Source organism: Saccharothrix sp. AJ9571 (genome assembly GCF_021725495.1).
GTDB classification, from domain to species: domain Bacteria; phylum Actinomycetota; class Actinomycetes; order Mycobacteriales; family Pseudonocardiaceae; genus Amycolatopsis; species Amycolatopsis magusensis.
Map to the genome: position 1 here is coordinate 4,939,511 of NZ_CP091382.1, position 23,753 is coordinate 4,963,263.

24 protein-coding genes are annotated in these 23,753 nt (G+C 71.5%); 15 read left to right on the forward strand and 9 right to left on the reverse strand.

Translation table 11 applies throughout. The features are described 5' to 3' along the window. Positions 1 to 44 precede the first annotated feature (44 nt). Positions 45 to 1,697 (forward strand): DUF885 domain-containing protein, encoded by a 1,653-nt coding sequence (locus L3Q67_RS22770; protein WP_499191383.1) that lies wholly within the window; start codon positions 45 to 47, stop codon positions 1,695 to 1,697. Beyond that, positions 1,694 to 3,349 (forward strand): DUF885 domain-containing protein, encoded by a 1,656-nt coding sequence (locus tag L3Q67_RS22775; protein ID WP_499191384.1) that lies wholly within the window; start codon positions 1,694 to 1,696, stop codon positions 3,347 to 3,349. The genes L3Q67_RS22770 and L3Q67_RS22775 overlap by 4 nt, the downstream gene beginning before the upstream one ends. 60 nt (positions 3,350 to 3,409) lie before the next feature. On the opposite strand, the gene L3Q67_RS22780 is transcribed toward L3Q67_RS22775, so the two are convergent. Together L3Q67_RS22780 and L3Q67_RS22785 are read right to left on the reverse strand one after the other, a co-directional pair. Next, complete coding sequence (locus L3Q67_RS22780) at positions 3,410 to 4,237, reverse strand: ABC transporter permease (protein ID WP_499191385.1); 828 nt, start codon at positions 4,235 to 4,237, stop codon at positions 3,410 to 3,412. Beyond that, the gene (locus L3Q67_RS22785; protein WP_499191386.1) at positions 4,234 to 5,205 is read right to left on the reverse strand and encodes a DrrA family ABC transporter ATP-binding protein; all 972 of its coding nucleotides are present in this window, start codon (positions 5,203 to 5,205) and stop codon (positions 4,234 to 4,236) included. Before L3Q67_RS22785 ends, L3Q67_RS22780 begins: the two co-directional genes overlap by 4 nt. A gap of 129 nt (positions 5,206 to 5,334) precedes the next feature. Between L3Q67_RS22785 and L3Q67_RS22790 the strand changes: the two genes are divergently transcribed. Next, positions 5,335 to 6,045 carry a TetR/AcrR family transcriptional regulator gene (locus tag L3Q67_RS22790; RefSeq protein WP_499191387.1) on the forward strand — a complete coding sequence of 237 codons (711 nt, stop codon included), beginning with the start codon at positions 5,335 to 5,337 and terminating at the stop codon, positions 6,043 to 6,045. A 13-nt stretch (positions 6,046 to 6,058) separates the two neighbouring features. On the opposite strand, the gene L3Q67_RS22795 is transcribed toward L3Q67_RS22790, so the two are convergent. Continuing rightward, complete coding sequence (locus L3Q67_RS22795; RefSeq protein WP_499191388.1) at positions 6,059 to 7,855, reverse strand: AMP-dependent synthetase/ligase; 1,797 nt, start codon at positions 7,853 to 7,855, stop codon at positions 6,059 to 6,061. 174 nt (positions 7,856 to 8,029) lie between these two features. Between L3Q67_RS22795 and L3Q67_RS22800 the strand changes: the two genes are divergently transcribed. The 7 genes from L3Q67_RS22800 (at position 8,030) to L3Q67_RS22830 (ending at position 13,328) form a co-directional block, all read left to right on the forward strand. After that, positions 8,030 to 8,431 carry a polyketide cyclase / dehydrase and lipid transport gene (locus tag L3Q67_RS22800; RefSeq protein ID WP_499191389.1) on the forward strand — a complete coding sequence of 134 codons (402 nt, stop codon included), beginning with the start codon at positions 8,030 to 8,032 and terminating at the stop codon, positions 8,429 to 8,431. A gap of 22 nt (positions 8,432 to 8,453) precedes the next feature. Then, a complete protein-coding gene (locus L3Q67_RS22805) occupies positions 8,454 to 9,242 on the forward strand; it encodes a metallophosphoesterase family protein (protein ID WP_499191390.1) in 789 nt (262 codons plus the stop codon). Between the two features lie 26 nt (positions 9,243 to 9,268). Further along, positions 9,269 to 9,706, forward strand: a complete 438-nt coding sequence (locus L3Q67_RS22810) for an SRPBCC family protein (protein WP_282774479.1) — start codon at positions 9,269 to 9,271, stop codon at positions 9,704 to 9,706. A 2-nt stretch (positions 9,707 to 9,708) separates the two neighbouring features. After that, positions 9,709 to 10,851: an ArsA family ATPase gene (locus L3Q67_RS22815; RefSeq protein ID WP_499191391.1), complete on the forward strand. Its 1,143-nt coding sequence runs from the start codon at positions 9,709 to 9,711 to the stop codon at positions 10,849 to 10,851. Then, positions 10,851 to 11,270 (forward strand): hypothetical protein, encoded by a 420-nt coding sequence (locus L3Q67_RS22820; RefSeq protein WP_499191392.1) that lies wholly within the window; start codon positions 10,851 to 10,853, stop codon positions 11,268 to 11,270. The genes L3Q67_RS22815 and L3Q67_RS22820 overlap by 1 nt, the downstream gene beginning before the upstream one ends. A 66-nt stretch (positions 11,271 to 11,336) precedes the next feature. Beyond that, a complete protein-coding gene (locus L3Q67_RS22825) occupies positions 11,337 to 12,296 on the forward strand; it encodes an acetate and sugar kinases/Hsc70/actin family protein (protein WP_499191620.1) in 960 nt (319 codons plus the stop codon). A gap of 192 nt (positions 12,297 to 12,488) precedes the next feature. After that, the gene (locus tag L3Q67_RS22830; protein WP_499191393.1) at positions 12,489 to 13,328 is read left to right on the forward strand and encodes an NUDIX domain-containing protein; all 840 of its coding nucleotides are present in this window, start codon (positions 12,489 to 12,491) and stop codon (positions 13,326 to 13,328) included. Here the strand turns inward: L3Q67_RS22830 and L3Q67_RS22835 are convergent. Genes L3Q67_RS22835 through L3Q67_RS22845 form a run of 3 tightly spaced genes read right to left on the reverse strand, consistent with a single transcriptional unit; the run spans position 13,325 to position 15,760 of the window. Beyond that, the gene (locus tag L3Q67_RS22835; protein WP_499191394.1) at positions 13,325 to 14,467 is read right to left on the reverse strand and encodes a glutamate--cysteine ligase 2; all 1,143 of its coding nucleotides are present in this window, start codon (positions 14,465 to 14,467) and stop codon (positions 13,325 to 13,327) included. The two genes, L3Q67_RS22830 and L3Q67_RS22835, sit on opposite strands and share 4 nt — an antisense overlap. Positions 14,468 to 14,489: 22 nt before the next feature. Next, complete coding sequence (locus L3Q67_RS22840; RefSeq protein ID WP_499191395.1) at positions 14,490 to 14,993, reverse strand: hypothetical protein; 504 nt, start codon at positions 14,991 to 14,993, stop codon at positions 14,490 to 14,492. Continuing rightward, entirely contained in the window at positions 14,990 to 15,760 is a 771-nt protein-coding gene (locus L3Q67_RS22845) for an alpha/beta hydrolase (RefSeq protein ID WP_499191396.1), read from the reverse strand. The genes L3Q67_RS22840 and L3Q67_RS22845 overlap by 4 nt, the downstream gene beginning before the upstream one ends. A 225-nt stretch (positions 15,761 to 15,985) precedes the next feature. Between L3Q67_RS22845 and L3Q67_RS22850 the strand changes: the two genes are divergently transcribed. Together L3Q67_RS22850 and L3Q67_RS22855 are read left to right on the forward strand one after the other, a co-directional pair. Then, on the forward strand, positions 15,986 to 16,747 hold the full coding sequence (locus tag L3Q67_RS22850; RefSeq protein ID WP_499191397.1) for a lysophospholipid acyltransferase family protein: 762 nt from the start codon (positions 15,986 to 15,988) through the stop codon (positions 16,745 to 16,747). A gap of 32 nt (positions 16,748 to 16,779) precedes the next feature. Further along, the gene (locus L3Q67_RS22855; RefSeq protein WP_209668810.1) at positions 16,780 to 17,280 is read left to right on the forward strand and encodes a polyadenylate-specific 3'-exoribonuclease AS; all 501 of its coding nucleotides are present in this window, start codon (positions 16,780 to 16,782) and stop codon (positions 17,278 to 17,280) included. A gap of 3 nt (positions 17,281 to 17,283) precedes the next feature. On the opposite strand, the gene L3Q67_RS22860 is transcribed toward L3Q67_RS22855, so the two are convergent. Both L3Q67_RS22860 and L3Q67_RS22865 read right to left on the reverse strand, forming a co-directional pair. Beyond that, positions 17,284 to 18,357: a 3-deoxy-7-phosphoheptulonate synthase gene (locus tag L3Q67_RS22860; RefSeq protein WP_499191398.1), complete on the reverse strand. Its 1,074-nt coding sequence runs from the start codon at positions 18,355 to 18,357 to the stop codon at positions 17,284 to 17,286. A gap of 171 nt (positions 18,358 to 18,528) precedes the next feature. Continuing rightward, positions 18,529 to 18,843, reverse strand: a complete 315-nt coding sequence (locus L3Q67_RS22865; protein ID WP_499183519.1) for a hypothetical protein — start codon at positions 18,841 to 18,843, stop codon at positions 18,529 to 18,531. Between the two features lie 102 nt (positions 18,844 to 18,945). Between L3Q67_RS22865 and L3Q67_RS22870 the strand changes: the two genes are divergently transcribed. Next, the gene (locus L3Q67_RS22870) at positions 18,946 to 19,971 is read left to right on the forward strand and encodes a 6-phosphofructokinase (RefSeq protein WP_499183520.1); all 1,026 of its coding nucleotides are present in this window, start codon (positions 18,946 to 18,948) and stop codon (positions 19,969 to 19,971) included. A 124-nt stretch (positions 19,972 to 20,095) separates the two neighbouring features. Here L3Q67_RS22870 and L3Q67_RS22875 read toward each other — a convergent pair whose 3' ends face one another. Beyond that, positions 20,096 to 21,538, reverse strand: coding sequence for an aromatic amino acid ammonia-lyase (locus L3Q67_RS22875; protein WP_499183521.1), 1,443 nt, complete (start codon positions 21,536 to 21,538; stop codon positions 20,096 to 20,098). Positions 21,539 to 21,802: 264 nt separating this feature from the next. On the opposite strand from L3Q67_RS22875, the gene L3Q67_RS22880 reads away from it, so the two are divergent. Together L3Q67_RS22880 and L3Q67_RS22885 are read left to right on the forward strand one after the other, a co-directional pair. Continuing rightward, positions 21,803 to 22,987: a glycoside hydrolase family 18 protein gene (locus tag L3Q67_RS22880; RefSeq protein ID WP_499191621.1), complete on the forward strand. Its 1,185-nt coding sequence runs from the start codon at positions 21,803 to 21,805 to the stop codon at positions 22,985 to 22,987. A gap of 81 nt (positions 22,988 to 23,068) precedes the next feature. Then, a complete protein-coding gene (locus tag L3Q67_RS22885; RefSeq protein WP_499183522.1) occupies positions 23,069 to 23,734 on the forward strand; it encodes a DUF2461 domain-containing protein in 666 nt (221 codons plus the stop codon). Positions 23,735 to 23,753 lie beyond the last annotated feature (19 nt).

Below are 23,753 nucleotides of genomic sequence, written 5' to 3' on the forward strand. Positions count from 1 at the left end.
GGTTAGGGTCTGGGGAGACACCGACCGACACTGGGGGACGCCCGATGACCGAGGCCGTCGCACTCGCCGACGAGTTCACCGACCTGCTCTTCGAAGCCGAGCCGCTGATGCCGGTGCTGCTCGGGCTGGACCAGACCCGCCCCGGCCTGGGCGATCCCAGTGCCGAGGCCGAACAGCGCCAGCGGGCCAGGCTGGTGGCCATCGCCGACCGGGCCGCCGCGCTGGACCGCGCCGCGCTCGGCGAGGTCGACCGGGTCACCGTCGACGTGCTGCTTTCCCAGGCGCGGGCGCACATCGACGGGATCGACTCCGGGCTGATCGAGTTCACCATCACCGACATGTTCATCTCACCCGCGGTGGGCCTGCTGACCACGCTGCCGATGATCACGGTGACCGAGGGCGCTTCCGCCGAGGCGCACCTCGGCCGGATCGCCGCGATCCCCGAGTACCTCGAGCGGATCGCCGACCGGCACCGCGCCGGGCTCGCGGCCGGGCGCACGCCCGTGGCGCACCTCGTCGACGCCGCGATCGAGCACCTGGACCGCTACCTCGGGGACCCCGAGCACGACCCGCTGCTGCGCCAGCCGGCGCCGGACGAGGAGTTCGGCCGCCGCCGGGCCGAGTTGCTGGAGTCGGTGGTGCGTCCCGCGTTCGCCGCCTACCGCGCCGTGCTCGCCGAGGAGATCGCCCCGCACGGGCGCCCGCTGGACCAGGCCGGGCTGAAGTGGCTGCCGGGCGGGGACGAGATCTACACCGCGCTCGCCCGCAAGCACACCACCACCGACCGCACCCCGGAGGACCTGCACGCCACCGGGCTGCGGCTGATCGGCGAGCTGGCCGAGGAGTACCGGGAGCTCGGCGCGCGGGTCTTCGGCACCAAGGACCTCGCGGAGATCTTCGACCGCCTGCGCACCGATCCCGCGCTGCGCTGGGAAAGCGCGGATGAACTGCTCGACTCCGCCCGTGCCGCGATCACCCGCGCCGAGGCGGAGGCGCCGAAGTGGTTCGGCCGCATCCCGCCGCAGCAGTGCGTGGTCGAAGCCGTGCCCGAGGCGGAAGCGCCCGGCGCCGCGGCGGCGTACTACCTGTGGCCCGCGGCGGACGGCTCGCGCCCCGGCACCTACTTCGCGAACACCCACCAGGCGACCGAACGGTTCCGGCACATGTCGGAGGCCGTCGCCTTCCACGAAGCCATTCCCGGGCACCACTTCCAGCTCAGCACCGCGCTCGGGCTGGACCACTTGCCGCTGCTGCGCCGGGTCGGCGACTTCAACGCCTACTCCGAGGGCTGGGGCCTGTACTCGGAGCGGCTGGCCGAGGAAATGGGGCTGTACTCCGACGACGTGGCCCGGCTCGGCATGCTGAGCTGCGATTCGATGCGTGCCGGGCGGCTGGTGGTGGACACCGGGTTGCACGCGCTGGGCTGGAGCCGTCAGCAGGCGGTGGACTACCTGGTGGAGCAGACGCCGATGCCGCAGGTGGAGATCGAGTCCGAAGTGGACCGTTACATCGCCTTCCCCGGCCAGGCGTTGTCGTACATGGTGGGGCGCCTGGAGATCCAGCGCATCCGCGCCGAGGCCGAACGCGTGCTGGGAGAGAAGTTCGATATCCGTGCCTTCCACGACCTGGTGCTCGGTGGTGGTGCGTTACCGCTGTCGGTGCTGGACGCCGTGGTGACCGAGTGGGCGGCGAAATGAGCGCCGTCGACGAGCTGGCCCAGGAGTTCCTCGACCTGCACTTCGAGCACCAGCCGATGCTGCCGCTGATGCTCGGCCTCGGCATCCCGGACCGGCAGCTGCCGGACTTCGGCGCCGAAGCGCAGACCGGGTACCGCGCCCGTTACCTGGAACTGGGCCGCCGCGCGCGGGAAGCGAGCCCGCAGTCGGCCGAGGAGGAGACCACGCGGCTCGCGCTGATCGACTTCGCACAGTCCGAAGTGGACCTCCTCGACGCACGGGTGACCGACTTCTCGGTCAGCGACATGCAGGTCGGCCCGGCGCAGCACCTGTTGCTGTTCCTGCCCGTGCCCTCGGTGGCCGACGAGGCGGGCGCCCGTGCCCACCTGGACCGGCTGCGGGAGATCCCGGCGTACCTGGCCTCGGCGATCGTCCGGCACCAGGCCGGGCTGGCCGACGGGCTGCGGGCGCCGGAGTTCCTGGTGGACGCCGGAATCGCCGGCCTGAACCGGTACCTGGGTGCGCCAGAGGACGACCCGCTGCGCCGGACGCCCGGCGTCGAGCTGGACGGGTACGCCGAGGAGCAGGACCGGTTGCTCACCGAGGTGGTGCGCCCGGCACTCGAGCGGTACCGCGATTTCCTGGTGCGGGAGCTGAAGCCGGGGGCGCGGGGCGCCGACCAGCCCGGCATCTGCTGGCAGCCGGACGGCAAGGCGCGCTACGCCGCGCTGGCGCGGGTGTACACGACCACCGACCGGACGCCGGAGGAACTGCACGCCACCGGCCTGGAGATGATCGAAAAGCTGGCGGAGGAGTGCCGCGAACTGGGCGCGCGCGTCTTCGGCACCGACGACCTGCCGGAGATCTTCCGGCGGCTGCGGGAAGACCCCGAGTTGCGCTGGCGGGACGGCGAAGAACTGCTCGAGGCCGCGCGTGCGGCCATCCGGCGGGCGGAAGCCGTTGCCCCGCACTGGTTCGGCCGGGTGCCGGAGCAGGTCTGCGAGGTGACCTCGATCCCGGAGGCCGAGGCCGAAGGCGGGACGATCGCGTACTACATCGAGCCGTCGCTGGACGGTTCGCGGCCGGGTGTCTACTACGCGAACACCCACCGCGCTGAGGAACGGCCGCGGTACACCAGTGAGGCGATCGCCTTCCACGAAGCCATTCCGGGGCACCACTTCCAGTTGTGCACGGCGCTGAACCTGACCGAGCTGCCCCTGGTGCGGCGGGTGATGAGCGTGGACGCGTACCTGGAGGGCTGGGGCCTCTACACCGAGCGGCTCGCCGACGAGATGGGCCTGTACTCCGACGACCTGTCGCGGTTCGGCATGCTCACCCAGGACTCCATGCGCGCCGGACGGCTCGTGGTGGACACCGGGATGCACGCGCTGGGCTGGAGCCGTCAGCAGGCGGTGGACTTCCTCGTCGAGCACACCCCGATGGCGCGGCTGGAGATCGAGCTGGAGATCGACCGGTACGCGGGCTGCCCCGGCCAGGCGCTGGCGTACATGGTGGGACGGCTGGAAGTCCAGCGCATGCGCGCCGAAGCCGAAGCGGCGCTGGGGGAGCGGTTCGACATCCGCGCCTTCCACGACGTGGTGCTGGGCGCGGGGATCGTCCCGCTCCCGGTACTGGACCACGTCGTCCGAACCTGGGTCGCCTCGGCCGCCTGATTGCTATGAGTGGGGCATTCCAAGCGTTGAATGCAAGTAATGCCCCACTCATAGCGTTCGCTACAGGCCGGCGCGGTTGAAGTTGCGGACCGACAGCGGAGCGAAGACCAGCAGCATCAGGACGGACCAGCCGATCGACGCGAGGACCGGGTTCGCCAGTGGCCAGGCGACATCCGGGCCCGTCGGCACGCCCGGGTTGCCGAACAGCACCCGCAGGGCGCCGACGGTCGCGCTGATCGGGTTCCATTCGGCGATCACGGCGAGCCAGCCGGGCATGCCGCTGGTGGGCACGAAGACGTTCGAGATCATCGTGACCGGCATCAGCAGCGGTCCGACCCGCGACGCCGTTTCCTCCCGCTTGATCACCGAGCCGAGGAAGACCCCGACCCACGAGACGGCGAAGTTCATCAGGAACAGCACGCCGAACCCGGCCAGCGTCATCCAGAAACCGTGGTGCGCCCGCCAGCCGAAAGCGAGCCCGCACAGCGACATCACGATCACGCCGGTGGCGCCGACGAGCAGGTCGGCGGTGGTCTGGCCGAACGGCACCGCCGAGCGCGACATCGGCATCGAGCGGAAGCGGTCCATCACGCCGAGGCCGTTGTCCTTGGCGATCACCGTCAGCGTGCCGGCGATCGACATGGTCAGGCTCATCACGAACAGGCCCGGCATCAGGTATTCGCGGTAATTCGCGCCGTTGTCGATCGGGATCGCGCTGCCGAAGACGTAGCCGAAGAGCACCACCGCCACCAGCGGGAACGCCAGCCCGGCGATCACCTGCCCCGGGCTGTGCTTGAGCTTGAGCAGGTTCCGGTACAGCACGGTCAGGCCGTCGTGCACGGTGAAGCGCAGCTTCGACCACTCGGGCTGCGTCAGCGGGTACGTCATGCCGGGACCTCCGCCACGGGCCGGGTGCGGTGGGTGAGTTCGAGGAAGACCTCGTCGAGCGTGGGCGTGCGGCGGCCGATGTCGGCCACCTCGATCCCGGCCATGTTCAGCCAGCGCAGCACGTCCGGCAGGCTCAGCGTGGCCGAGCCGGTGGCCACGCTGACCCGCCGCTCGTCCGGGTCGACGTCGGGGGCGGCGCGCGCGATCTCCGCCATCGCCCTGGCCGCGCGCATCAGGTCCGCGGTGGGCGCGATGACCACGTCGAGCCGTCCGCCGATGCGGGACTTGAGCTGCGCCGGGGTGCCCTCGGCGATCACCTTGCCGGTGTCGATCACCGCGATCTTGTTCGCCAGCTGGTCGGCCTCGTCGAGGTACTGGGTGGTCAGCAGCACCGTGGTGCCCCCGGCCACCAGTCCCCGCACGGCGTCCCAGATCTCGTTGCGGCTGCGCGGGTCGAGACCGGTGGTGGGCTCGTCGAGGAACAGCACGGCGGGCGCGATGATCAGGCTGGCGAGCACGTCGAGCCGCCGCCGCATGCCACCGGAGTAGGTGCGCACCTGGCGGTCGGCCGCGTGCGTGAGGTCGAAGCGCTCGAGCAGTTCGTCGGCGCGGCGGGCGGCCTGCTTGCCGGTCAGGTGGAACAGCCTGCCGAACATCCACAGGTTCTCGCGCCCGGTCAGCTCCTGGTCGACCGCCGCGTGCTGCCCGGCGAGGCCGATGCGGCGGCGGACCTCGCCGGGCTGGGTGGCCACGTCGAAACCGGCGATCCTGGCGCGCCCGGCGTCCGGCTTGGTCAGCGTGGTGAGCACGCGGATCGTGGTGCTCTTGCCTGCCCCGTTCGGCCCGAGCAGGCCGTAGACCGTGCCCGCCGGGATGTTCAGGTCCAGCCCGGAGAGCGCCTGCGTCTCCCCGAACCGTTTCCGCAGCCCCTCGGCGACCACGATCGGCTCGTGCCCTGGTGCGCCCATCCCGCTGACCTCCGAACGAACTCCGAACAATCCCCGGTAGACCGGGTACGTCGTACGCAGAGGCTAGCCAACTGGGTACGACGTACGCAACAATGATTCCCCCAGTCTTCGGAGAGGAGGATGCGCGCAATGAGCGAGCCCAGCGCCCCCTGGAACATCTGGATGCGGCCCGAGTGGAGCGGCCGTGGTCCGAAGCCGTCCTACAGCCGGGAGCAGATCGCGGAGACGGCCATCCGCCTCGCCGACGCCGACGGCATCGAAGCGCTGTCCATGCGCAAGGTGGCCGCGGAGCTGGGCACCGGCGCGATGACCATCTACCGCTACGTGCCGAACAAGGAGGAACTGCTCGAGCTGATGATCGACCAGTGCTTCACCGGCGCGGTGCTGCCCGAGCGCACCGGTGACTGGCGGGCCGACATCAGCGAGCTGCTGCGCGGGCACCGCGCCACCCTGCTGAGCCACCCGTGGTTGAGCCGAATGACCGTGAGCCGCTCCAGTGCCGGGCCGAACATGTTGCGGCGCATGGAGTTCGGCATGTCCATTTTGGACGACCTGGGGCTGGACACCGGGCAGGTGCTGGAGACCTTCCTGGTGCTCGCGGCGTGGGTCTCCGGTTCCACCGACGCCGAACTGGCCGAGCGGGAGGCGCGCCGCCGCTCCGGCGTGGACCGCGACGCCGCGCACGCGGCGATCGCGCCCTACGTGGAGCAGGTGGTGGGCAGCGGCGCGTTCCCGTACTTCGAGCGGACCGTGCGCGAAGCCCGGTTCCGCAACCCGGAGGAGCGCTTCGAATCCGCCCTCAAGCTGATCCTGGACGGGATCGAAGCGAACCTGCCGTGAGCTCTGTCGTGAGCTACGTGGTGTAGAGGGTCTCGATGTCGGTGGCGTAGTTCTTGGTCACCACGTTGCGCTTGAGCTTCATGCTCGGCGTGACCTCGCCACCGGCCTCGGTGAAGTCCTGCGGCAGGATGGCGAACCTCTTGATCGCCTCGGCGTGGGAGACCAGCCGGTTCGCCTCGTCGACCGCGGCCTGCACCTCGGCGCGCAGGTCGGCGTCGTCGGCGAGGTCGGCCACGGTGGCGCCCTCCGGCTTGCCGTGCTGGGACTTCCACGAGGGGAAGTACTCCTCGTCGATGGTGATCAGCGCGCTGATGTAGGGCCGCTGATCGCCCACGACCATCGCCTGGCTGATCACCGGGTGCGCCTTGAGGCTGTCCTCGAGCCCGGACGGGGCGACGTTCTTGCCGCCCGCGGTCACGATGATCTCCTTCTTGCGCCCGGTGATCTTGAGGAAGCCCTCGTCGTCCAGTTCACCGAGGTCACCGGTGTGGAACCAGCCGTCCTTGAGCGACTCGGCGGTGGCCTCCGGGTTGTTCCAGTAGCCCGCGAAGACCACCTCGCCCGACAGCAGCACTTCGCCGTCCTCGGCGATGCGCACCGAGGTACCGGCGATGGGCTTGCCCACGGTGCCGACGCGGAAGGCGGCCTCGGTGTTGACGTTGGACGCCGCGGAGGACTCGGTCAGCCCGTAGCCCTCGAACACCGGCACGCCGATGCCGCGGAAGAAGTGCGCCAGCCGCGCGCCCAGCGGGGCCCCGCCGGACACCGCCGCGATGCACCGGCTGCCCAGCGCCGCGCGCAGCTTCGAGTAGACCAGCTTGTCGAACACCAGGTGCTTGACGCGCAGCCCCAGGCCGAGGGTGCCGTTGTCCTTGGCTTGGCTGTAGGCGACCGCGGTGGCCTCGGCGGCGTCGAAGATCTTGCCCTTGCCGTCGCCGTGCGCCTTCTGCTTCGCGCCGTTGTAGACCTTCTCGAACACGCGCGGCACGGCGACGACGAAGGTCGGCCGGAAGGTGCCCAGGTCGGCGACCAGGTTCTTCACGTCCGAGGTGTGGCCGAGCGTCACCCGCGCGGTCACCCCGGTCAGCGCCAGCGCCCTGGCCAGCACGTGCGCCAGCGGCAGGAACACCAGCAGCGAATTGCCCTGCTCCATCAGCTGCGGGAAGGCCTGGATCGCGCCCTGGATCTCCGAGAGCAGGTTGTGGTGCGTCAGCTCGACGCCCTTGGGCCTGCCGGTGGTGCCGGAGGTGTAGACGATGGTGGCGGTGTCGGTGGACTTCACCGCGCGGCGGCGCGCGTGCAGGTCGTCGTCGCTGATCCCGGCGCCGAGCTTGCCCAGTTCGTCCAGCGCCGGGGTGGCGCCCTCGATCTGCCAGGTGTGCTCCAGCGAGCCGAGCCGCGAGCGCACCCCCTCCAGCGTGGCGCGGTGCTCGGCGGTCTCCACGAACACGGCCTTGGCCTGGGCGTCGGAGAGGATCCAGTGCACCTGCTCGGCGGCCGAGGTGTCGTAGATCGGCACGGTGACCGCGCCTGCCGCCCAGATGGCGAAGTCGAGCAGGGTCCACTCGTAGCGGGTCTTGGACATCAGGCCGACCCGGTCGCCCGGCTCGATGCCCGCGGCGACGAGCCCCTTGGCCGCGGCGAGCACGTCGGCGGCGAACTCACGCGCGGTCACGTCGAGCCAGGAGCCGTCGACCAGGCGCCGGAAGCTGATCACCTCGCCGAAGCGCTCGGCGTTGGACCAGACGACGTCGGCGAGGCTCTCCTCTTCGGAAACCTTCCGGGTGGCGGGAGCGCTGAATTCGCGCACGTGGGACCTCCGAAATCGACCACCGGCTTTGGTGTTACTCGCGGGTTAACCTAGCTTGCCCAATCCCGCTTGGCCACGGTGGGCGCACGGTCGTTGCGCAGTGTTGTCCGCGTTGTCCGCTCGGTGGACGACCCCCGGACCCCCGACCTGCCTAGACATGACATTCTGCACGTCGTGTCCGCTTCGAACCAGGCGCCGCCGGCGCTCGACATCGTCGACGAGACCTTTCTCGCGGTACCGCCGCCGACCGTCGCCGCCGCTTTCGCCGATCCCAGGTCCTGGACCAGGTACTGGCCCGATCTGGTGCTCGAGGTCTACACCGACCGGGGCGAGCGGGGACTGCGCTGGACCGTGCGCGGAGCGCTGGTCGGCACCATGGAGGTGTGGCTGGAACCGGTGCTCGACGGCACGCTCCTGCACTACTTCCTGAGGGCCACGCCGACCCGCGAGCTCACCCAGCGTGAGCTTCGCCGGGAGTTCGACCGGCGGGCCAGGGCGGCGAAGGCCATCGCGCTGGAACTCAAGGAGATCCTGGAAGACGGCCGGGCGCCCGGGGTGCCGCCGTCGGCTGGTTGAGGCGGGGGAGCAGGGGGAACAGATGCGGGTACACGTGGTGTCCGACGTGCACGGCAACGCCGAGGCGCTGGCACGGGCGGGGGAGGGCGCGGACGCGCTGGTGGTGCTCGGTGACCTGCTCGACTTCGTCGACTACCGGCGGCACGGCAACGGCATCCTCGGCACGCTGTTCGGCGAGGAGAAGGTGGGGGAGTTCGCCCGGCTGCGCCGGGAGGGCACCCGTGACGAGACGGTCGCCTTCGCGCGCTCGCTCTGGGGCAGCCTCGAGGACCCCGGCGCCGCGGTGGACGAGGCGATCCGCGGCCAGTACGAGACGCTGTTCGGCGCGCTGACCGCCCCGGTCTACCTGACCCCGGGCAACGTCGACACGCCCGCGCTGTGGCCCGAGTTCGCCGGCCCCGGCGCCCAGATCCTGGACGGCGAGGTGGCCGAGATCGGCGGCCTGCGGTTCGGCTTCGTCGGCGGCGCGCTCCTGCCGGACGGGGTCAAGCCGCGGGCGAACCCGGTCTGGCGGCCCTACCTGCGCCCGCGTGACGAGTTCGACGCCTCGGTGGCCAAGCTCGCCGACATCGACGTGCTGTGCAGCCACATCCCGCCGTCGGTCCCGGAACTGACTTACGACGTGGTCGCGCGCCGCCACGAATTCGGCTCCGACTCGCTGCGCGAACTCATCCTTTCCGCGCAACCGCGCTGGTCGCTTTTCGGCCATGTGCACCAGCCGCTGGCCGCGCGTGCGCGCATCGGGCGGACCGAGTGCCGTAACGTCGGTCACTTCAAGGAGACGGCACAGCCGTACGTGCTGCGCTGGTAGTCCTTCTCGGACGGTAGCCTTTGCCCATGGCCGAGCAGTCCACGCAGTCCATCGAGGTCGACGCGTCGCCGGAACGGATCATGGAGGTGATCGCGGACTTCCCGGCCTACCCGGAGTGGACCAAGGCCGTCCGCGAGACCGAGGTGCTGGCCGAGGCCGGGGGCGGCCGGGCCAAGCAGGTGAAGATGACCCTCGACGCGGGTCCGGTCAAGGACGTCTACACCCTGGAGTACGACTGGGCGCCCGACGGGCTCTCGGTCAGCTGGCACCTGATCAAGGGCCAGATGCAGAAGGCGCAGGACGGCCGGTACCTGCTCGAGCCGCTGGGCGGGGGCCGGACCAAGGTCACCTACACCCTGTCGGTGGAGCTGGCGCTGCCGATGATCGGCCTGCTGCGTCGCAAGGCCGAGAAGATGATCATGGATACCGCGCTGAAGGAGCTCAAGCGCCGAGCTGAGGGCTGATCGTGCGCATCCTGCTGTTCACCGGCAAGGGCGGGGTCGGCAAGACGACGCTCGCCGCCGCCACCGCCGCCGCGCTCGCCGCGCGGGGCCGGAAGACGCTCGTGGTCTCCACCGACCCCGCCCATTCGCTCGGCGACGCCTTCGGCATTGGGCTCTCCGGTGAGCCGTCCGAAGTGGACAGCGCACTGCACGCCGCGCAGATCGACTCGCGCGCGCTGGTCGACGACGCCTGGGGCGATCTCCGCGGCGAGCTGCGCGGCCTGCTCGCCGGTGCCGGGATCGACGCGCTGGACGCCGAGGAACTGACCGTGGTGCCGGGCGTGGACGAACTGCTGTCCCTCACCGAGGTGCGCCGGCTCGCCGAGGCCGGGCCGTGGGAGAACGTGGTGGTCGACTGCGGGCCGACGGCGGAAACGCTGCGGCTGCTTTCGCTGCCCGAGGCGATCTCCGGCTACCTCGGCAGGCTGCGCGGGCGCGGTGGCCTCGGCCGCTCGGTCCGGCGGTTCGCCACCCACCTGGCCGGCCTGCGCACCCTGCTCACCGACCCGTCGACGACCAGCGTGCGCCTGGTGCTCACGCCGGAACGGCTGGTGGTCGCCGAGACCCGCCGCACGCTCAGCTCGCTCGCGCTGCGCGGCATCGCCGTCGACGGGCTGATCGTCAACCGCCTGATGCCCGCGCCCGGCCGCATGCCCGGTTCGGCGGCGGCGTGGCTGCGCACCCGCCGCGCCCAGCAGGACGCCGTGCTCACCGAACTGACTTCGAGCGGCCTGCCCGCGGGGGCGCTGCGCCGGGTCGAGCACCGCGCGGTCGAGCCGGTCGGCCTGCCCGCGCTGCTGGAGATCGCCGCCGGCCTGTACGGCACGGCCGACCCGCTGGCCCGCTCGGCCATGCCGGTGGCGCCGCTGCTCTCGGTGGCGGACAGTTCCACTGTGGACGGTGGGCACGAGCTGCGGGTCGGCGTGCCGCTGTCCCGGTCGGCCAAGGTGGACCTGGCCAGGGTCGGCGACGACCTGGCGATCACGGTGGACGGGTTCCGCCGGGTGATCGCCCTGCCCGAGCTGCTGCGCCCGTGCCGGATCACCGGTGCGGAAGCCGATTCCGCCGGGCTGGTGGTCCAGCTCGAGCCGGCCGGAGGTACCTGATGCCCGACGCGGAGACGACCACCGGAGCGCATTCGCTGGCCGAGGAGCTGCGGCTGCTCATCGAACTGGTGGTGGAGCGGGCCGCGCCCTGGCTGGACGGGGTGGTCGCGGCCGGGCACGACGAGAACGCGGCGGGCCACCAGGAGCCGCCGGGCGGGTGCGGCTGGTGCCCGCTGTGCGCGGTCGTCTCGCTGGCCCGCGGGGAGCGCCCGGAGATCGCCGCACGCGTGCTGGAGCAGGCCGCGCAGCTCGTCGCGCTGCTGCGGGCGGTGCTGGCCGACCGCTGGGCGCCGGAGGAAGGCGTGCACATGCCCGGGTACACCCCGCCGCGGCCGCAGCCGCCGTCCGGCGCGACCGGATCGGCGCGGGTGCAGCACGTGCCGGTGCGGCGCCGGGAAGACTGGGATACCGGCCGATAGATGGGTTCTCGTGGCTTGAAGAAGACGCTCAAGCGGACGTTCCGCCGTCCTGAGCTGGCGATCGGGGTGGACGTCGGCGGCACCAGCGTGCGCGCCGGGGTGGTGGACGACCAGGGTTCGCTGCTGGACACCACGCGGGTCGGCACGCCCGGCGGCGAAGGCGCGCTCGAGGACGCCATCTCCGGGGTGGTCGAAGACCTGCGCAACCGGCACGAGGTGACCGCGGTGGGCCTGGCGGTGGCCGGGTTCGTCGCCACCGACCGCCGCTCGGTGATGTTCGCCCCGCACCTGGCGTGGCGGGCGGCGCCGGTGGCCGACCGGATCGCCAAGCGCGTCGGCCTGCCGGTCACCCTGGAGCACGACGCGAACTCGGCCACGCTGGCCGAGCACCGGTTCGGCGCGGCACGCGGGTCGAAGGTGGTGGCGCTGATCGCGCTGGGCACCGGCATCGGCGCGGGCCTGCTGCTCGACGGTCAGCTCTACCGCGGTGCGCACGGTGTCGGCCCCGAGCTGGGGCACCTGACCGTGGTGCCGGGCGGGCGGCCCTGCCCGTGCGGCAAGTACGGCTGCTGGGAGCGCTACTGCAGCGGCACGGCGCTGGCCGCGACCGCGGTCGAACTGCTGGCCCGCAACCCCGGCCGGTCCACCGTGCTGGCCAGGGAGACCGCCGGTGACCCCGGTTCGGTGACCGGGCGGCGTGTGGCCGCGGCCGCGCGTGACGGCGACCCGGTCGCCCAGCGCGCGATGGCCGAGATGGCGAAGTGGCTCGGGGAGGGGCTCGCGCTGGTGGCCGACGTGTTCGACCCGGAGATCATGGTGATCGGGGGCGGGGTGTCGGAGTCGGCGCCGCTGTTCCTCGACGAGGCCCGCGAGCACTACGCGACCGCGATCACCGGTGCCGGGCACCGGCCGCTGGCCCGCATCCGCACCGCGCACCTGGGCGACGACACCGCGATCGTCGGCGCGGCCACCCTGGCCAGGGAGGCCGCGGCGGCACCGGGGACGCGGATCGGTGTGCCAGGGTAGGAGGCGCGAAACGCTTCGTTGAGGGTGCGACGGGAGGAGGGTGATGGCGCGTAGCGCTCCGTTGAGGGTGGCGGGGGGTGACGGGAGGAGGGTGATGGCGCGTAGCGCTCCGTTGAGGGTGGCGGGGGGTGACGGGAGGAGGGTGATGGCGCGTAGCGCTCCGTTGAGGGTGGCGGGGGGTGACGGGAGGGCGTGTTCGCCGAAGACACCTTCGTGACCTGTGCCCAGGGGCACCGGCACTGGGGCCTGCACGGCGCGGCCGGGCTGCTGCTCACCGATCCGGCGCGCGGGGTGCTGCTGCAGCACCGCGCGTGGTGGACGCACCACGGCCGGACCTGGGCGCTGCCCGGTGGGGCCCTGCGCCCCGGCGAGAGCCCGGCGGAGGCGGCCACCCGGGAGGCCGACGAGGAGGCCGCCGTCCCGCCCGCCGCGGTGCGGCCGGTGGCTTCGTCCACTGTGGACCACGGGGGCTGGGGTTACACCACGGTGCTGGCGGTGGCCACGGACCCGGTGTGCGAGCGGGTGCGCAACCGGGAGAGCAGCGAACTGCGCTGGGTGCCGGTCGACGAGGTGGACGAGTACCGGCTGCACCGGGACTTCGCGCTGGCGTGGCCGGAGCTGCGGACCCAGGTCGGGCGGGAACTGGTGCTGGTGGTCGACGCCGCGAACGTGATGGGCTCGCGCCCGGACGGCTGGTGGCGGGACCGCGCCGGTGCCGCGGCGCGCCTGCGTGACCAGCTCGCACCGCTGGCGCTGACCGGGATGACCTCGCCGATGCTCCCGGACTGGTACTGGTGGCCGCGGATCATCCTGGTGGTGGAAGGCCAGGCCCGCGGTGTCCCCGCTGTTCCCGGGGTCGAGGTCGTCCCGGCCGCGCGGGACGGCGACTCGGAAATCGTCTCCGTCGTCCGCGACGCCCGCCCGCGGGACCACGTCCTCGTGGCCACCGCGGACCGGGAACTGCGCTCCCGGATCGAAGCCGAAGGCGCCACGCCGATGAGCCCGCGCTCGCTCCTGGCCCTCCTCGCCTAACAGTCTTCGGCGATGCCGTCCCGCATTTCGGCGATCAGTGAGGCGACCACGGCCTTCAGGCTGCCGTTGTGCTCCCGCGCCACCGCCCGTTGCCGCTGGTAGCTGGCGCCGCAGCGCAGGATCTTCTCCACCCCGCGCAGCTCCCGCACGCAGTCGAGCTGCTTCGCCACCGGCTCCAGTCGCTCCAGCACCACGTCCAGGTCCTCGGTCACCAGCCGCTCGTGGCCCGCCGCGTCGAGGATGATGATGGCGTCCATGCCGTACCTGGCCGCGCGCCACTTGTTCTCCTGCACGTGCCACGGCGGCATGGTCGGCAGCCGCTCGCCCCGGTCCAGCCGCGCGCTGAAGTCGTCGACCAGGCACTGGGTGAACGCGGCGATCGTGGCCACCTCTTCGAGCGTGGGCAGCCCGTCGCACACGCGCATCTCGATGGTGCCGAAGTGCGGTGCGGGCCGGATGTCCCAGCGGATCTCCGAGAGGTGGTCGATCACCCCGGTGACGAACATGTCGTCGACGTAGTTCTCCAGCTCGGCCCATTCGGTGAACTGGAACGGCAGCCCGGCCGTGGGCAGCTGCTGGAACATCAGCGCCCGGTTGGAGGCGTACCCGGTGTCCTCCCCGCCCCAGTACGGCGAAGACGCCGAGAGCGCCTGCAGGTGCGGCGCGTAGTTCAGCAGCGCGTTGAGCACCGGCAGCGCCTTGTCCCGGTGGTCGAGCCCGACGTGCACGTGGACGCCGTAGATCAGCATCTGCCGCCCCCACCACTGGGTGCGGTCGATCAGCTTGGCGTAGCGCTCCTTGTCGGTGACCTTCTGCTGGTACCAGGTGGAGAACGGGTGCGTGCCCGCGGAGAACAGCTCCACGCCCAGCGGATCGGTGTACCCCCGCAGCTCGGTCAGCGTGCCCGCCAGGTCGTCACCCAGCTCGGCGACGGTGTCGCAGACGCCGGTGATGATCTCGATGGTGTTGAGCAGCAGCTCCTGCTTGATCTTCGGGTGCTCGTCGGCCCCGTCGGGCCGGACCTCGTCGAGCACGCGCTGCGCCACCGAGGTCAGCTCCCCGGTGCGGCGGTCGACCAGCGCCAGCTCCCATTCGGCGCCCACGGTCGAGCGGCGGGACGGGTGGAAGTCGATGCGCATGACCAACCCTACGGCGGAACGCTCAGACCTGCGCGCCACTGTCCGGGTCGGCGCCGTCCGGCGGGCCCTGCCGGACGCGGAGCAGCAGCAGGCCGATGCCCACCGCCAGCACCAGCAGCCCGATCGGGGTGCCCAGCGCGCTGCTCAGCCCGATCACGCCCGGCGCGATCAGCAGCAGCAGGCCGAGCACGAAGAACAGCAGCACCACCAGCGCGCCCTTGCGGGGCCGCGGCAGCGGCGGGGGCTCCGGCGGGACGAAGTGCTCGTCGTCGGCGGCCGGGTCGTCACCGAAGACGGTGGCCTCCCACTCGCGCTCGGAGCCGCGCCAGCCGCTGGCCGCCACCGTCTGCTCGGGCGGGCCCGGCGACGGGGGAGGCGGTGCGGGTGGCGGCGGAGCCGGGGGAGCGGGCTCGTCGTCCTGCTGCTCGAGGGTCGTGCCGATGCCTTCGGCCCGCAGATCGGCCACGATCTCGGCGAACGTGGCGTCGATGTCCTCCGGGCCGTCGGCGGAGTTCGAACGGCTCATCTCGGGTCCACCTGCCCGGTGTGTGCGATCGATCGGAAGAAGTCGACGCTGCGGTCGAAGATCAGCGGTGCGTCGTTGTCCAGGGTGGCCACGTGGTAGCTGTCGGTCAGCTCGACGTCGATCAGCGGGTCGCTGCGCACGCCCTCGGCGACGATTCGCGAGTTCACCGGCTCCACCACGTGGTCAACGACCGAGTGCAGCAGGAGAAGCGGCTGGGTCACCTTGCCGAGGTCGGCGCGGACCAGGCCCCACAACCGGCTCAGGCTGGCCGCCGCCCGCACCGGCACCCGGGTGTAGGCCAGCTCCACCGCGCCGGGCTTCTTGATGTCACCGGCCACGCCCGGTACCGACGGCAGCACCCGGCCGAGCACCGGCAGCAGCCGGGCGTCCCAGCGCAGCGTGGTCACCGACGGGTTGACCAGCACCAGCCCGGCGATCCGGTCGCCGAACTCCTGGGCCAGCTTCAGCGCCAGCGTGCCGCCCATCGACTGCCCGCAGACGAACACCGAGGCGCAGGTGTCGAACAGCTCCAGCAGTTCCGCGCGGACGCAGCCGTACCAGTCGGTCCAGTTCGTCCGGTTCATCTCCTGCCAGGTGGTGCCGTGCCCGGGCAGCCGCGGCCCGCGCACGGTGTACCCGGCCTCGGCGAGGTGCGCGCCCCAGGGCCGCATGCTGGCCGGGGTGCCGGTGAAACCGTGGCACAACAACACGCCGGCCTCGGTGGAGCCGGTGTGCGCGAAGGGTTCCGCGCCGGCGAGCACAGGCATGCTCTCGCCTTCCTGGAGGGGTTCGAGACCTCCATATTCGCACGGGTTCGGCCCGCCGTGGGGCGATGCCGGAGACTGGAGGGGACGTGGCCGGGTGTGAGATGGATCGCTGGGGTACTCGCAACCGGGGGGCAAGCGTTGTGCCGGGGACGGACGAGTTCGTAGTCTTGCTGATCGGATTCGGCTGTCCGAGACCGTTTCGCCTGCGAGGAGGCCTGGAGCAAGGTGCTGTACCGGTTGATGAAGTACGTGCTGCTCGGGCCGCTGCTGCGGCTGCTGTGGCCGACCAAGGTCTCCGGGGCCGAGAACCTCCCGGCCTCCGGTGGCGCGATCCTCGCGGGCAACCACCTCGCCGTCGCCGATTCCTTCTTCATGCCGCTCTACGTCCGCCGGAAGGTGACCTTCCCGGCCAAGTCGGAGTACTTCACCGAAAAGGGCGTCAAGGGCAGGCTGAAGAAGTGGTTCTTCAGCGGCATGGGGCAGATCCCCATCGACCGGTCGGGTGGTTCGGCCGCGCAGGCCGCATTGGACACCGCGATCCGGGTGCTCCGGGAGGGCCACCTGCTCGGCATCTACCCCGAGGGCACCCGCTCGCCGGACGGCAGGCTGTACAAGGGCAAGACCGGCGTCGCCAGGATCGCGCTGCAGGCCGGCGTCCCGGTGGTCCCGGTGGTCACCATCGGCACCGACAAGGTCAATCCGATCGGCTCGAAGATGTGGCGGCCGCGCCGGCTCGAGGTCCGCTTCGGCAAGCCGCTGGACTTCTCCCGGTACGAGGGCCTCGCCGGGGACCGCTTCATCGAGCGGTCGATCACCGACGAGATCATGTACGCGCTGATGGAGCTCTCCGGCCAGGAGTACGTGGACATCTACGCGGCCAAGGCCAAGGAGCTGGCCGCCGCCGAGGCCGCCGGGGTGCGCCCCGAGGTACCGCCGCAACCGTCCGGGGTGGACGCCGACCGCGTGCCGGAGACGAAGGCTTCCTGATCGCCCCGATGGGCGACGACTAGGGTTGCCCGGTGCGATTTTTCTACGACACCGAGTTCATCGAGGACGGCGTGACGATCGACCTGGTGTCGATCGGTGTCGTGGACGAGAACGGCCGGGAGTTCTACGCGGTTTCGACGGACTTCGATCCGGGCAAGGCGGGCCCCTGGGTGCGCGACAACGTGCTCCCCAAGCTGCCCTCGCCCGCGGACAAGGCCTGGCGCGACCGCGAGCGCATCCGCACCGACCTGCTCGAGTTCTTCGGCAAGCCGTCCGGCGGCATCGAGCTGTGGGCCTGGTTCGCCGCCTACGACCACGTGGCGCTGGCGCAGCTGTGGGGCCCGATGCCCGCGCTGCCCCGGCAGCTGCCCCGCTTCACCCGTGACCTGCGGCAGCGCTGGGAGGACGTGGGCAAGCCGAAGCTGCCCGCCGCCCCGGCGAACGCGCACGACGCCCTCGCCGACGCCCGCCACAACCTGGTGCGGTGGCGGGCGATCGAAGAGGAGTGGCACCGCCGGGGCCTGCCCGGCTGAGCCTCAGCGGGCGCGCACGGCTTCGGCGAGCCGGTCGAGCAGCCGGGCCGTGCTGGACCAGTCCAGGCACGCGTCGGTGATGCTCTGGCCGTAGGTCAGCTCGTCGGCCCGGCCGAGCGTGAGGTCCTGGCGACCGGCGGCCAGGAAGCTTTCCAGCATCACGCCGGTGAGGCCGCGCTCGCCCCGGGCGATCCGGTCGGCCAGCTCACCCACGACCTCGCCCTGGCGCACGTGGTCCTTGCCGCTGTTGCCGTGGCTGGCGTCGATCAGCACGCGTTCGGGCAGCCCGGCCTCGCGCAGCCGGGCCAGCGTGTCCGCCACGGTGGCGGCGTCGTAATTCGGCCCGGCGGCGCTGCCGCGCAGGATCACGTGGCAGTCGGGGTTGCCCGAGGTGGTCAGCAGCGCGGCGAGGCCGTCGGCGTTGATCCCGGCGAACACGTGCCCGGCGGCCGCGGCGCGGCTGGCGTCCACCGCCACCTGCACGTCGCCCTCGGTGGAGTTCTTGATGCCGACCGGCATGGACAGCGCGCTGCACAGCTGGCGGTGCACCTGGCTGGCCGCGGTCCGCGCGCCGATCGAGCCCCAGGTGACGATGTCGGCGATGAACTGCGGGGTGATCGGGTCGAGGAATTCGCAGCCGACCGGCAGGCCGAGCGCGGAGACGTCGAGCAGCAGCCGCCGCGCCATGCGCAGGCCGCGGTTGACCGCGAAGCTGCCGTCCAGGCCGGGGTCGTTGATCAGCCCCTTCCAGCCGAGCGTGGTGCGCGGCTTCTCGAAGTAGACGCGCATGACCACGTGGAGCTGGTCGCCGAGGCCCTCGGCGTGCGCGGCGAGGCGCTGGGCGTAGTCGAGCGCGGCCGCGGTGTCGTGCACCGAGCACGGGCCGACGACCACGAGCAGCCGGTCGTCGGTGCCGTCGAGGACGCCGACCGTCCCCGATCGTCCTTTATGGACTGTTCGGGCCACGGTCTCGTCGACGGGGAGTTCCTCGCGCAGCAACGCGGGCGGGATCAGCGGGCTGATGCTCGTGGTCCGCTGAGCGTCCAGCGCGAGGGTGGGGTCGAAGGTGATCGTCATGGCGGGGGTCCTTTCGACCCAGCCGCCCCGATCGCAGAAACACCCGAGCCGGCTGGGAAACCGGCTCGAGGGTGGAAGGTCAGCGCACGGCGTCGCCGACCGGCCCACCCGGGGCCGGCCTGCTAAACCAGAAATAGGAGCGCTGCACGCCGCGACCGTAGCACGGGTGGATCAGCCGCTGAGGAAGAGCCACACCACCACGGCGGCGGTGCCGGCGCCGACGGCCAGCGCGGCCGGGAGGCGCTTGCGGACCAGCGGCCGGACGGCGGCGAGCGTGCCGATGATGAACAGCAGGGCAACGATGCCGAAACCGATCGGGATATCGAGGCCCTCGTCGATCAGGCCGGAATCCCGCTTCGCCCAGCCCAGTTCACCGGCGAGGACCTGGCCCATCAGCGCCACGAAGGGCGCGGCCAGGCCCGTCACGCCACCGGCCGCGGCGCTCGCCGAGAGCGTGGCCACCCACCCGGTACGCCGTTCGCCCATGGTGCCGGAGGTTAGCTGCTGCACCGATCAAGTCCGGTGGCGGCTAGGCTGGCGCCGGATGTGTGACCCAACACAAAGCAGGCAAGCGGAGGTCTGAATCTGATGCGAGTCGGTGTGCTGACCGGTGGTGGCGACTGCCCCGGGCTGAACGCGGTGATCCGCGCGGTGGTCCGCAAGGGCATCGAGGTCCATGGCTGGGAGATCGTCGGGTTCCGGAGCGGCTGGCAGGGCCCGATGACCGGCGACAGCAGGCCGCTGGGCCTCGGTGACGTCGAGGAGATCCTCACCAGGGGTGGCACCATCCTCGGGTCCTCGCGGACCAATCCGTACAAGACCGAAGGCGGCGTCGAGAAGATCCGCGGGGTGCTCGCCGAGCAGGGCGTGGACGCGCTGATCGCGATCGGCGGCGAAGACACCCTCGGCGTGGCGAAGCGGCTGACCGACGACGGCATCGGCGTGGTCGGCGTGCCCAAGACCATCGACAACGACCTCGGCGCGACCGACTACACCTTCGGTTTCGACACCGCGGTGCACATCGCCACCGAGTCGATCGACCGGCTGCGCACCACCGCCGAATCGCACCACCGCGCGCTGGTGGTCGAGGTGATGGGGCGGCACGCGGGCTGGATCGCGCTGCACTCCGGCCTGGCCGGTGGCGCGAACGTGATCCTGGTGCCGGAGCGGCCGTTCTCGGTGGAGAAGGTCGTCGAGTGGGTGGAGCGGCGGTTCGAGCGCCAGTACGCGCCGATCATCGTGGTCGCCGAGGGCGCCATGCCCGAGGGCGGCGCGGAAGTGCTGCACTCGGGGGAGAAGGACGCGTTCGGGCACGTGCGGCTCGGCGGCGTGGGCACCTGGCTCGCCGAGGAGATCGCGCAGCGCACCGGCAAGGAGTCGCGCGCGGTGGTGCTCGGCCACACCCAGCGCGGCGGCATCCCGACCGCGTACGACCGCGTGCTGGCCACGCGCTTCGGCCTGCGCGCCGTGGACGCGGTGGCCGACGGTGACTTCGGCGTGATGGTGGCGCTGAAGGGCACCGACATCGTGCGCGTGAAGCTCTCCGAGGCGACCGCGGAACTGAAGACCGTCCCGTCCGCCCGCTACGAAGAAGCCGAAGTCTTCTTCGGCTGACCCGCCCCCTTCGAATGCTATGAGTGGGGCATTACTAGCGTTCATAAGAACCGTGCGCAGCTCCGTTGAGGGTGGCGGTGGGCGACGGGAGGGCGCAAGTAATGCCCCACTCATAGCGTTTGGCTCAGAGGAGGGCGAGGGCGTCCAGGATGGCGGCGGCCTGGGCGATGTCCTCGGTGAGCGGGCGGTCCTCCGTGCTCGGGTCCAGTACCGCGCCCGCCTGCTCGAACGCCGCGCGTACCGGGATGTCCACCAGGTCCGCCCGTCGCATCCGCAGCGCCCGCACCGCGGCCACCAGTTCGCACGCCAGCAGTTGCCGGTAGGCCCGGCACGCCGCCGTGGTCGCCCGCGCGGCCTGGGTGGAGAAGCTCGCGTGGTCCTCCAGTCCCCGCGAAACGATCGCGCTGCCCAGGGTCACCGGCAGCGCCGCCTGCCGCAGTTCGGTCAGCGCGTCGTGCGCCACGTACTCCAGGATCATCACGCCGGAGCTGCCAGCCGGCCCGTCCGCGAGGAACGGCCGCAGCCCGGTGAAGTCCGGTTCGACCAGATCGCCCAGCCGCGCCGCCGACAGTTCGGCGACCTGGTGCACGGTTGCCCGCGCCTGGTCCAGTGCCGAGGACACGTACGCGGTGTGGAAGTGCGCGTGGTGGTAGGCGTCGCCTTCCGGCACGCAGATCATCGGGTTCTCCGTGCCCGCGTTGATTTCGATCGCCAGCACCTCCCGCAGGTGGTCCAGCGCGTCCAGCGCCGGGCCCTGAACCTGCGGGAAAGCCCGTAGCCCGAACGGGTCCTGGATACGGCGACCGGGCGCGGGCGTGCCCTCCATGCCGAGCAGCCGCCGGATGTCCGCCGCGCAGGCGACCTGTCCCGCGTGCGGCCGGGCTTCGTGCACCGGGGTCGCGTACGCCTCGGGATTCCCGTCGAGCGCGACGTAGGTCAGCGCGGTCACCGCGTGACTGGCCTTGGTCAGCGTGTCCAGTTCGAGCGCGGCCAGCGTCGCTTCGGCGAGCGTGGCCGCGTTGCTGCTCATGAACGCCAGCGCGTCCCCGGCCCGCACCGCCACCGGTGCCACGCCACCCCGGCGCCACGGGCGTTCCCCGGCCAGCGCCAGCCCGGTTTCGGCCAGCGGGGCCAGGTCGCCGGTGCCGATCGCGCCCAGCCGGTGCACCACCGGCAGCGCACCCGCGCGCAACGCGCTCGCCAGCGCCTCGATCAGGCTCGTGCCGATCCCGGACCGCCCGGCCAGCAACTGGTTCAGCCGGATCAGCATCATCGCCCGCACCTGGCCGTCCGGCATCAGCTCACCGCTGCCGCCGGCGTGGCTGCGCAGCAGGCGCAGGCCGTGGTCGGTGGAGTGCTCCCCGGTCACCGTGTCGTCCTTGTTCGCGCCGACGCCGGTCGTCCGGCCGTAGACCACGCGCCGGGTGCTCAGCTCCTCGGCCAGCTCCCACGCACGCCCGGCCGCCGCCAGCGCGCCCGCCTCGACCTCGATCCGCGAAGGACCCTCGGTCCTCGCCACCGCCAGTACGTCACCGCAGCGCAGCGTCCGCCCGTCCACCCCGGCCAAACCGGTCTCCTTCCCGTCGTCACCGGCCCAGGGTGACGCTAGGCCGATCCAGTGCCCCCGGCGGGCCACCCGGTGACCAGCGGTAGCCGGGCCCGGCAACTCAGCGAACTATGGTCTGGACCATTGACGAAGTGGTCTAGACCCTTTTAGCTTGGGGGCATCGAGCGGTGCACCGTGGCACCGCCGGGCTCACGGAGGACACCGATGTTCTCTTCGCACAGACGGAGATGGCTGGGTGCGGGCGGCGTGTTCGCCGCGGCACTGATGGCACTCGCGGTCGTGGCTCCCGCCTCGGCCAAGGCACCCGCGGCGGCTCCGGCCGCCGACCTGGGGACCACCGCGCACGGCAAGACCCTCGGCTACTTCGCCCAGTGGGGCGTCTACGGCCGGAACTACCACGTCAAGAACATCCACACCTCGGGGTCGGCGGCCAAGCTGACCCACATCAACTACGCCTTCGGCAACGTGGTGAACGGCCAGTGCGTGCTGGGCGACACCTACGCCGACTACGACCGGTTCTACGGCGCCGGTGAGAGCGTCGACGGGGTCGCCGACACCTGGGACAACGGCGCGCTGCGCGGCAACTTCGGCCAGCTCAAGCGGCTGAAGAAGATGTACCCGAACCTGAAGGTGCTGTTCTCCTTCGGCGGCTGGACCTGGTCCGGCGGCTTCGGGCAGGCGGCGAAGAACCCGGCCGCGTTCGCGAACTCCTGCTACAACCTGCTGAACGACCCGCGCTGGGCGGGGGTGTTCGACGGCATCGACATCGACTGGGAGTACCCCAACGCCTGCGGGCTGACCTGCGACACCAGCGGGCCCGCGGCGCTGACGAACCTCGCTTCGGCGTTGCGCACCAAGTTCGGTTCGAAGCTGGTCACCGCGGCCATCACCGGTGACGGCTCGGCGGGCGGCAAGGTCGACGCGGCCGACTACGGCGGCGCGGCGCAGTACTTCGACTGGTACAACGTGATGACCTACGACTACTTCGGGGCCTGGGCCGCGCAGGGACCGACCGCGCCGCACTCGCCGCTGAACTCCTACCCCGGCATCCCGAACGCCGGATTCACTTCCGACGCGGTGATCCAGAAGCTCAAGGGCAAGGGTGTGCCGGCCAGCAAACTGTTGCTGGGCCTCGGTTTCTACGGTCGCGGTTGGACCGGGGTGACGCAGGACGCCCCCGGCGGCACGGCGACCGGCCCGGCGCCGGGCACCTACGAGCAGGGCATCGAGGACTACAAGGTGCTCAAGAGCAAGTGCCCGGCCACCGGCACCATCGCCGGCACCGCCTACGCCAAGTGCGGCAGCCAGTGGTGGAGCTACGACACCCCGGCCACGATCAAGGGCAAGGTCGGGTATGCCCGGTCCCAGGGCCTCGGCGGCACCTTCTTCTGGGAACTGTCCGGTGACACCACGAATGGCGAGCTGATCAGCGCCATCCAGAGCGGCTAGCAGTGGCGGTAGCCGAGGAGCGGGCGGGGGAACCGAGTTCCCCGCCCGCTTTCTGTCGTGGGTGCCGTTTAGGGTGCCGGGGTGACGTTCACGGGCTTCGGCGAATACGCCATCGACTTCTACGACGGCCTGGTGGTCGACAACTCGAAGCCGTACTGGGAGGACAACCTCCGCACCTACCGCGAGGACGTGCGCGCCCCGATGGAGGCGCTGCTGACCGAGCTGGAAGCGGAGTTCTCCGACGGCTTCGGCAAGGGCAAGGTCTTCCGGCCGCATCGCGACGTGCGCTTCGCCAAGGACAAGCGGCCCTACAAGACGCACTGCGGCGGGGTGATCGAGCAGGGCCGCGGCGGCGGCGCGTACTACGTGGAGATCAGCTCGGCCGGGCTGCGCGTCGGCGGCGGCTGCTTCCACCTGGCCGCCGACCAGCTGGCCAAGTTCCGGCGCGCGGTGGACACCGAGCCGCACGGCCCGGAGCTGGAGCGCCTGCTGGCCAAGCTGCGCAAGCAGAGCTGGGAGATCGAGGGCGACTCGCTCAAGACCAAACCCCGCGGCTATGACGCCGATCACCCGCGCATCGACCTGCTGCGGCACCGGTCGCTCTACGCCATCCGGGTCTGGGAGCCGGACGACACTCTGCACGAGCGCGCCTGCCTCGACCGGGTCCGCAAGGCCTGGCGGCAGGTGCGGGCGTTCAACGAATGGGCCCGCGACCACGTCGGCCTCAGCGAGCTGCCCCGGCGCTGAGCCGGGGCCGGGACGCCGT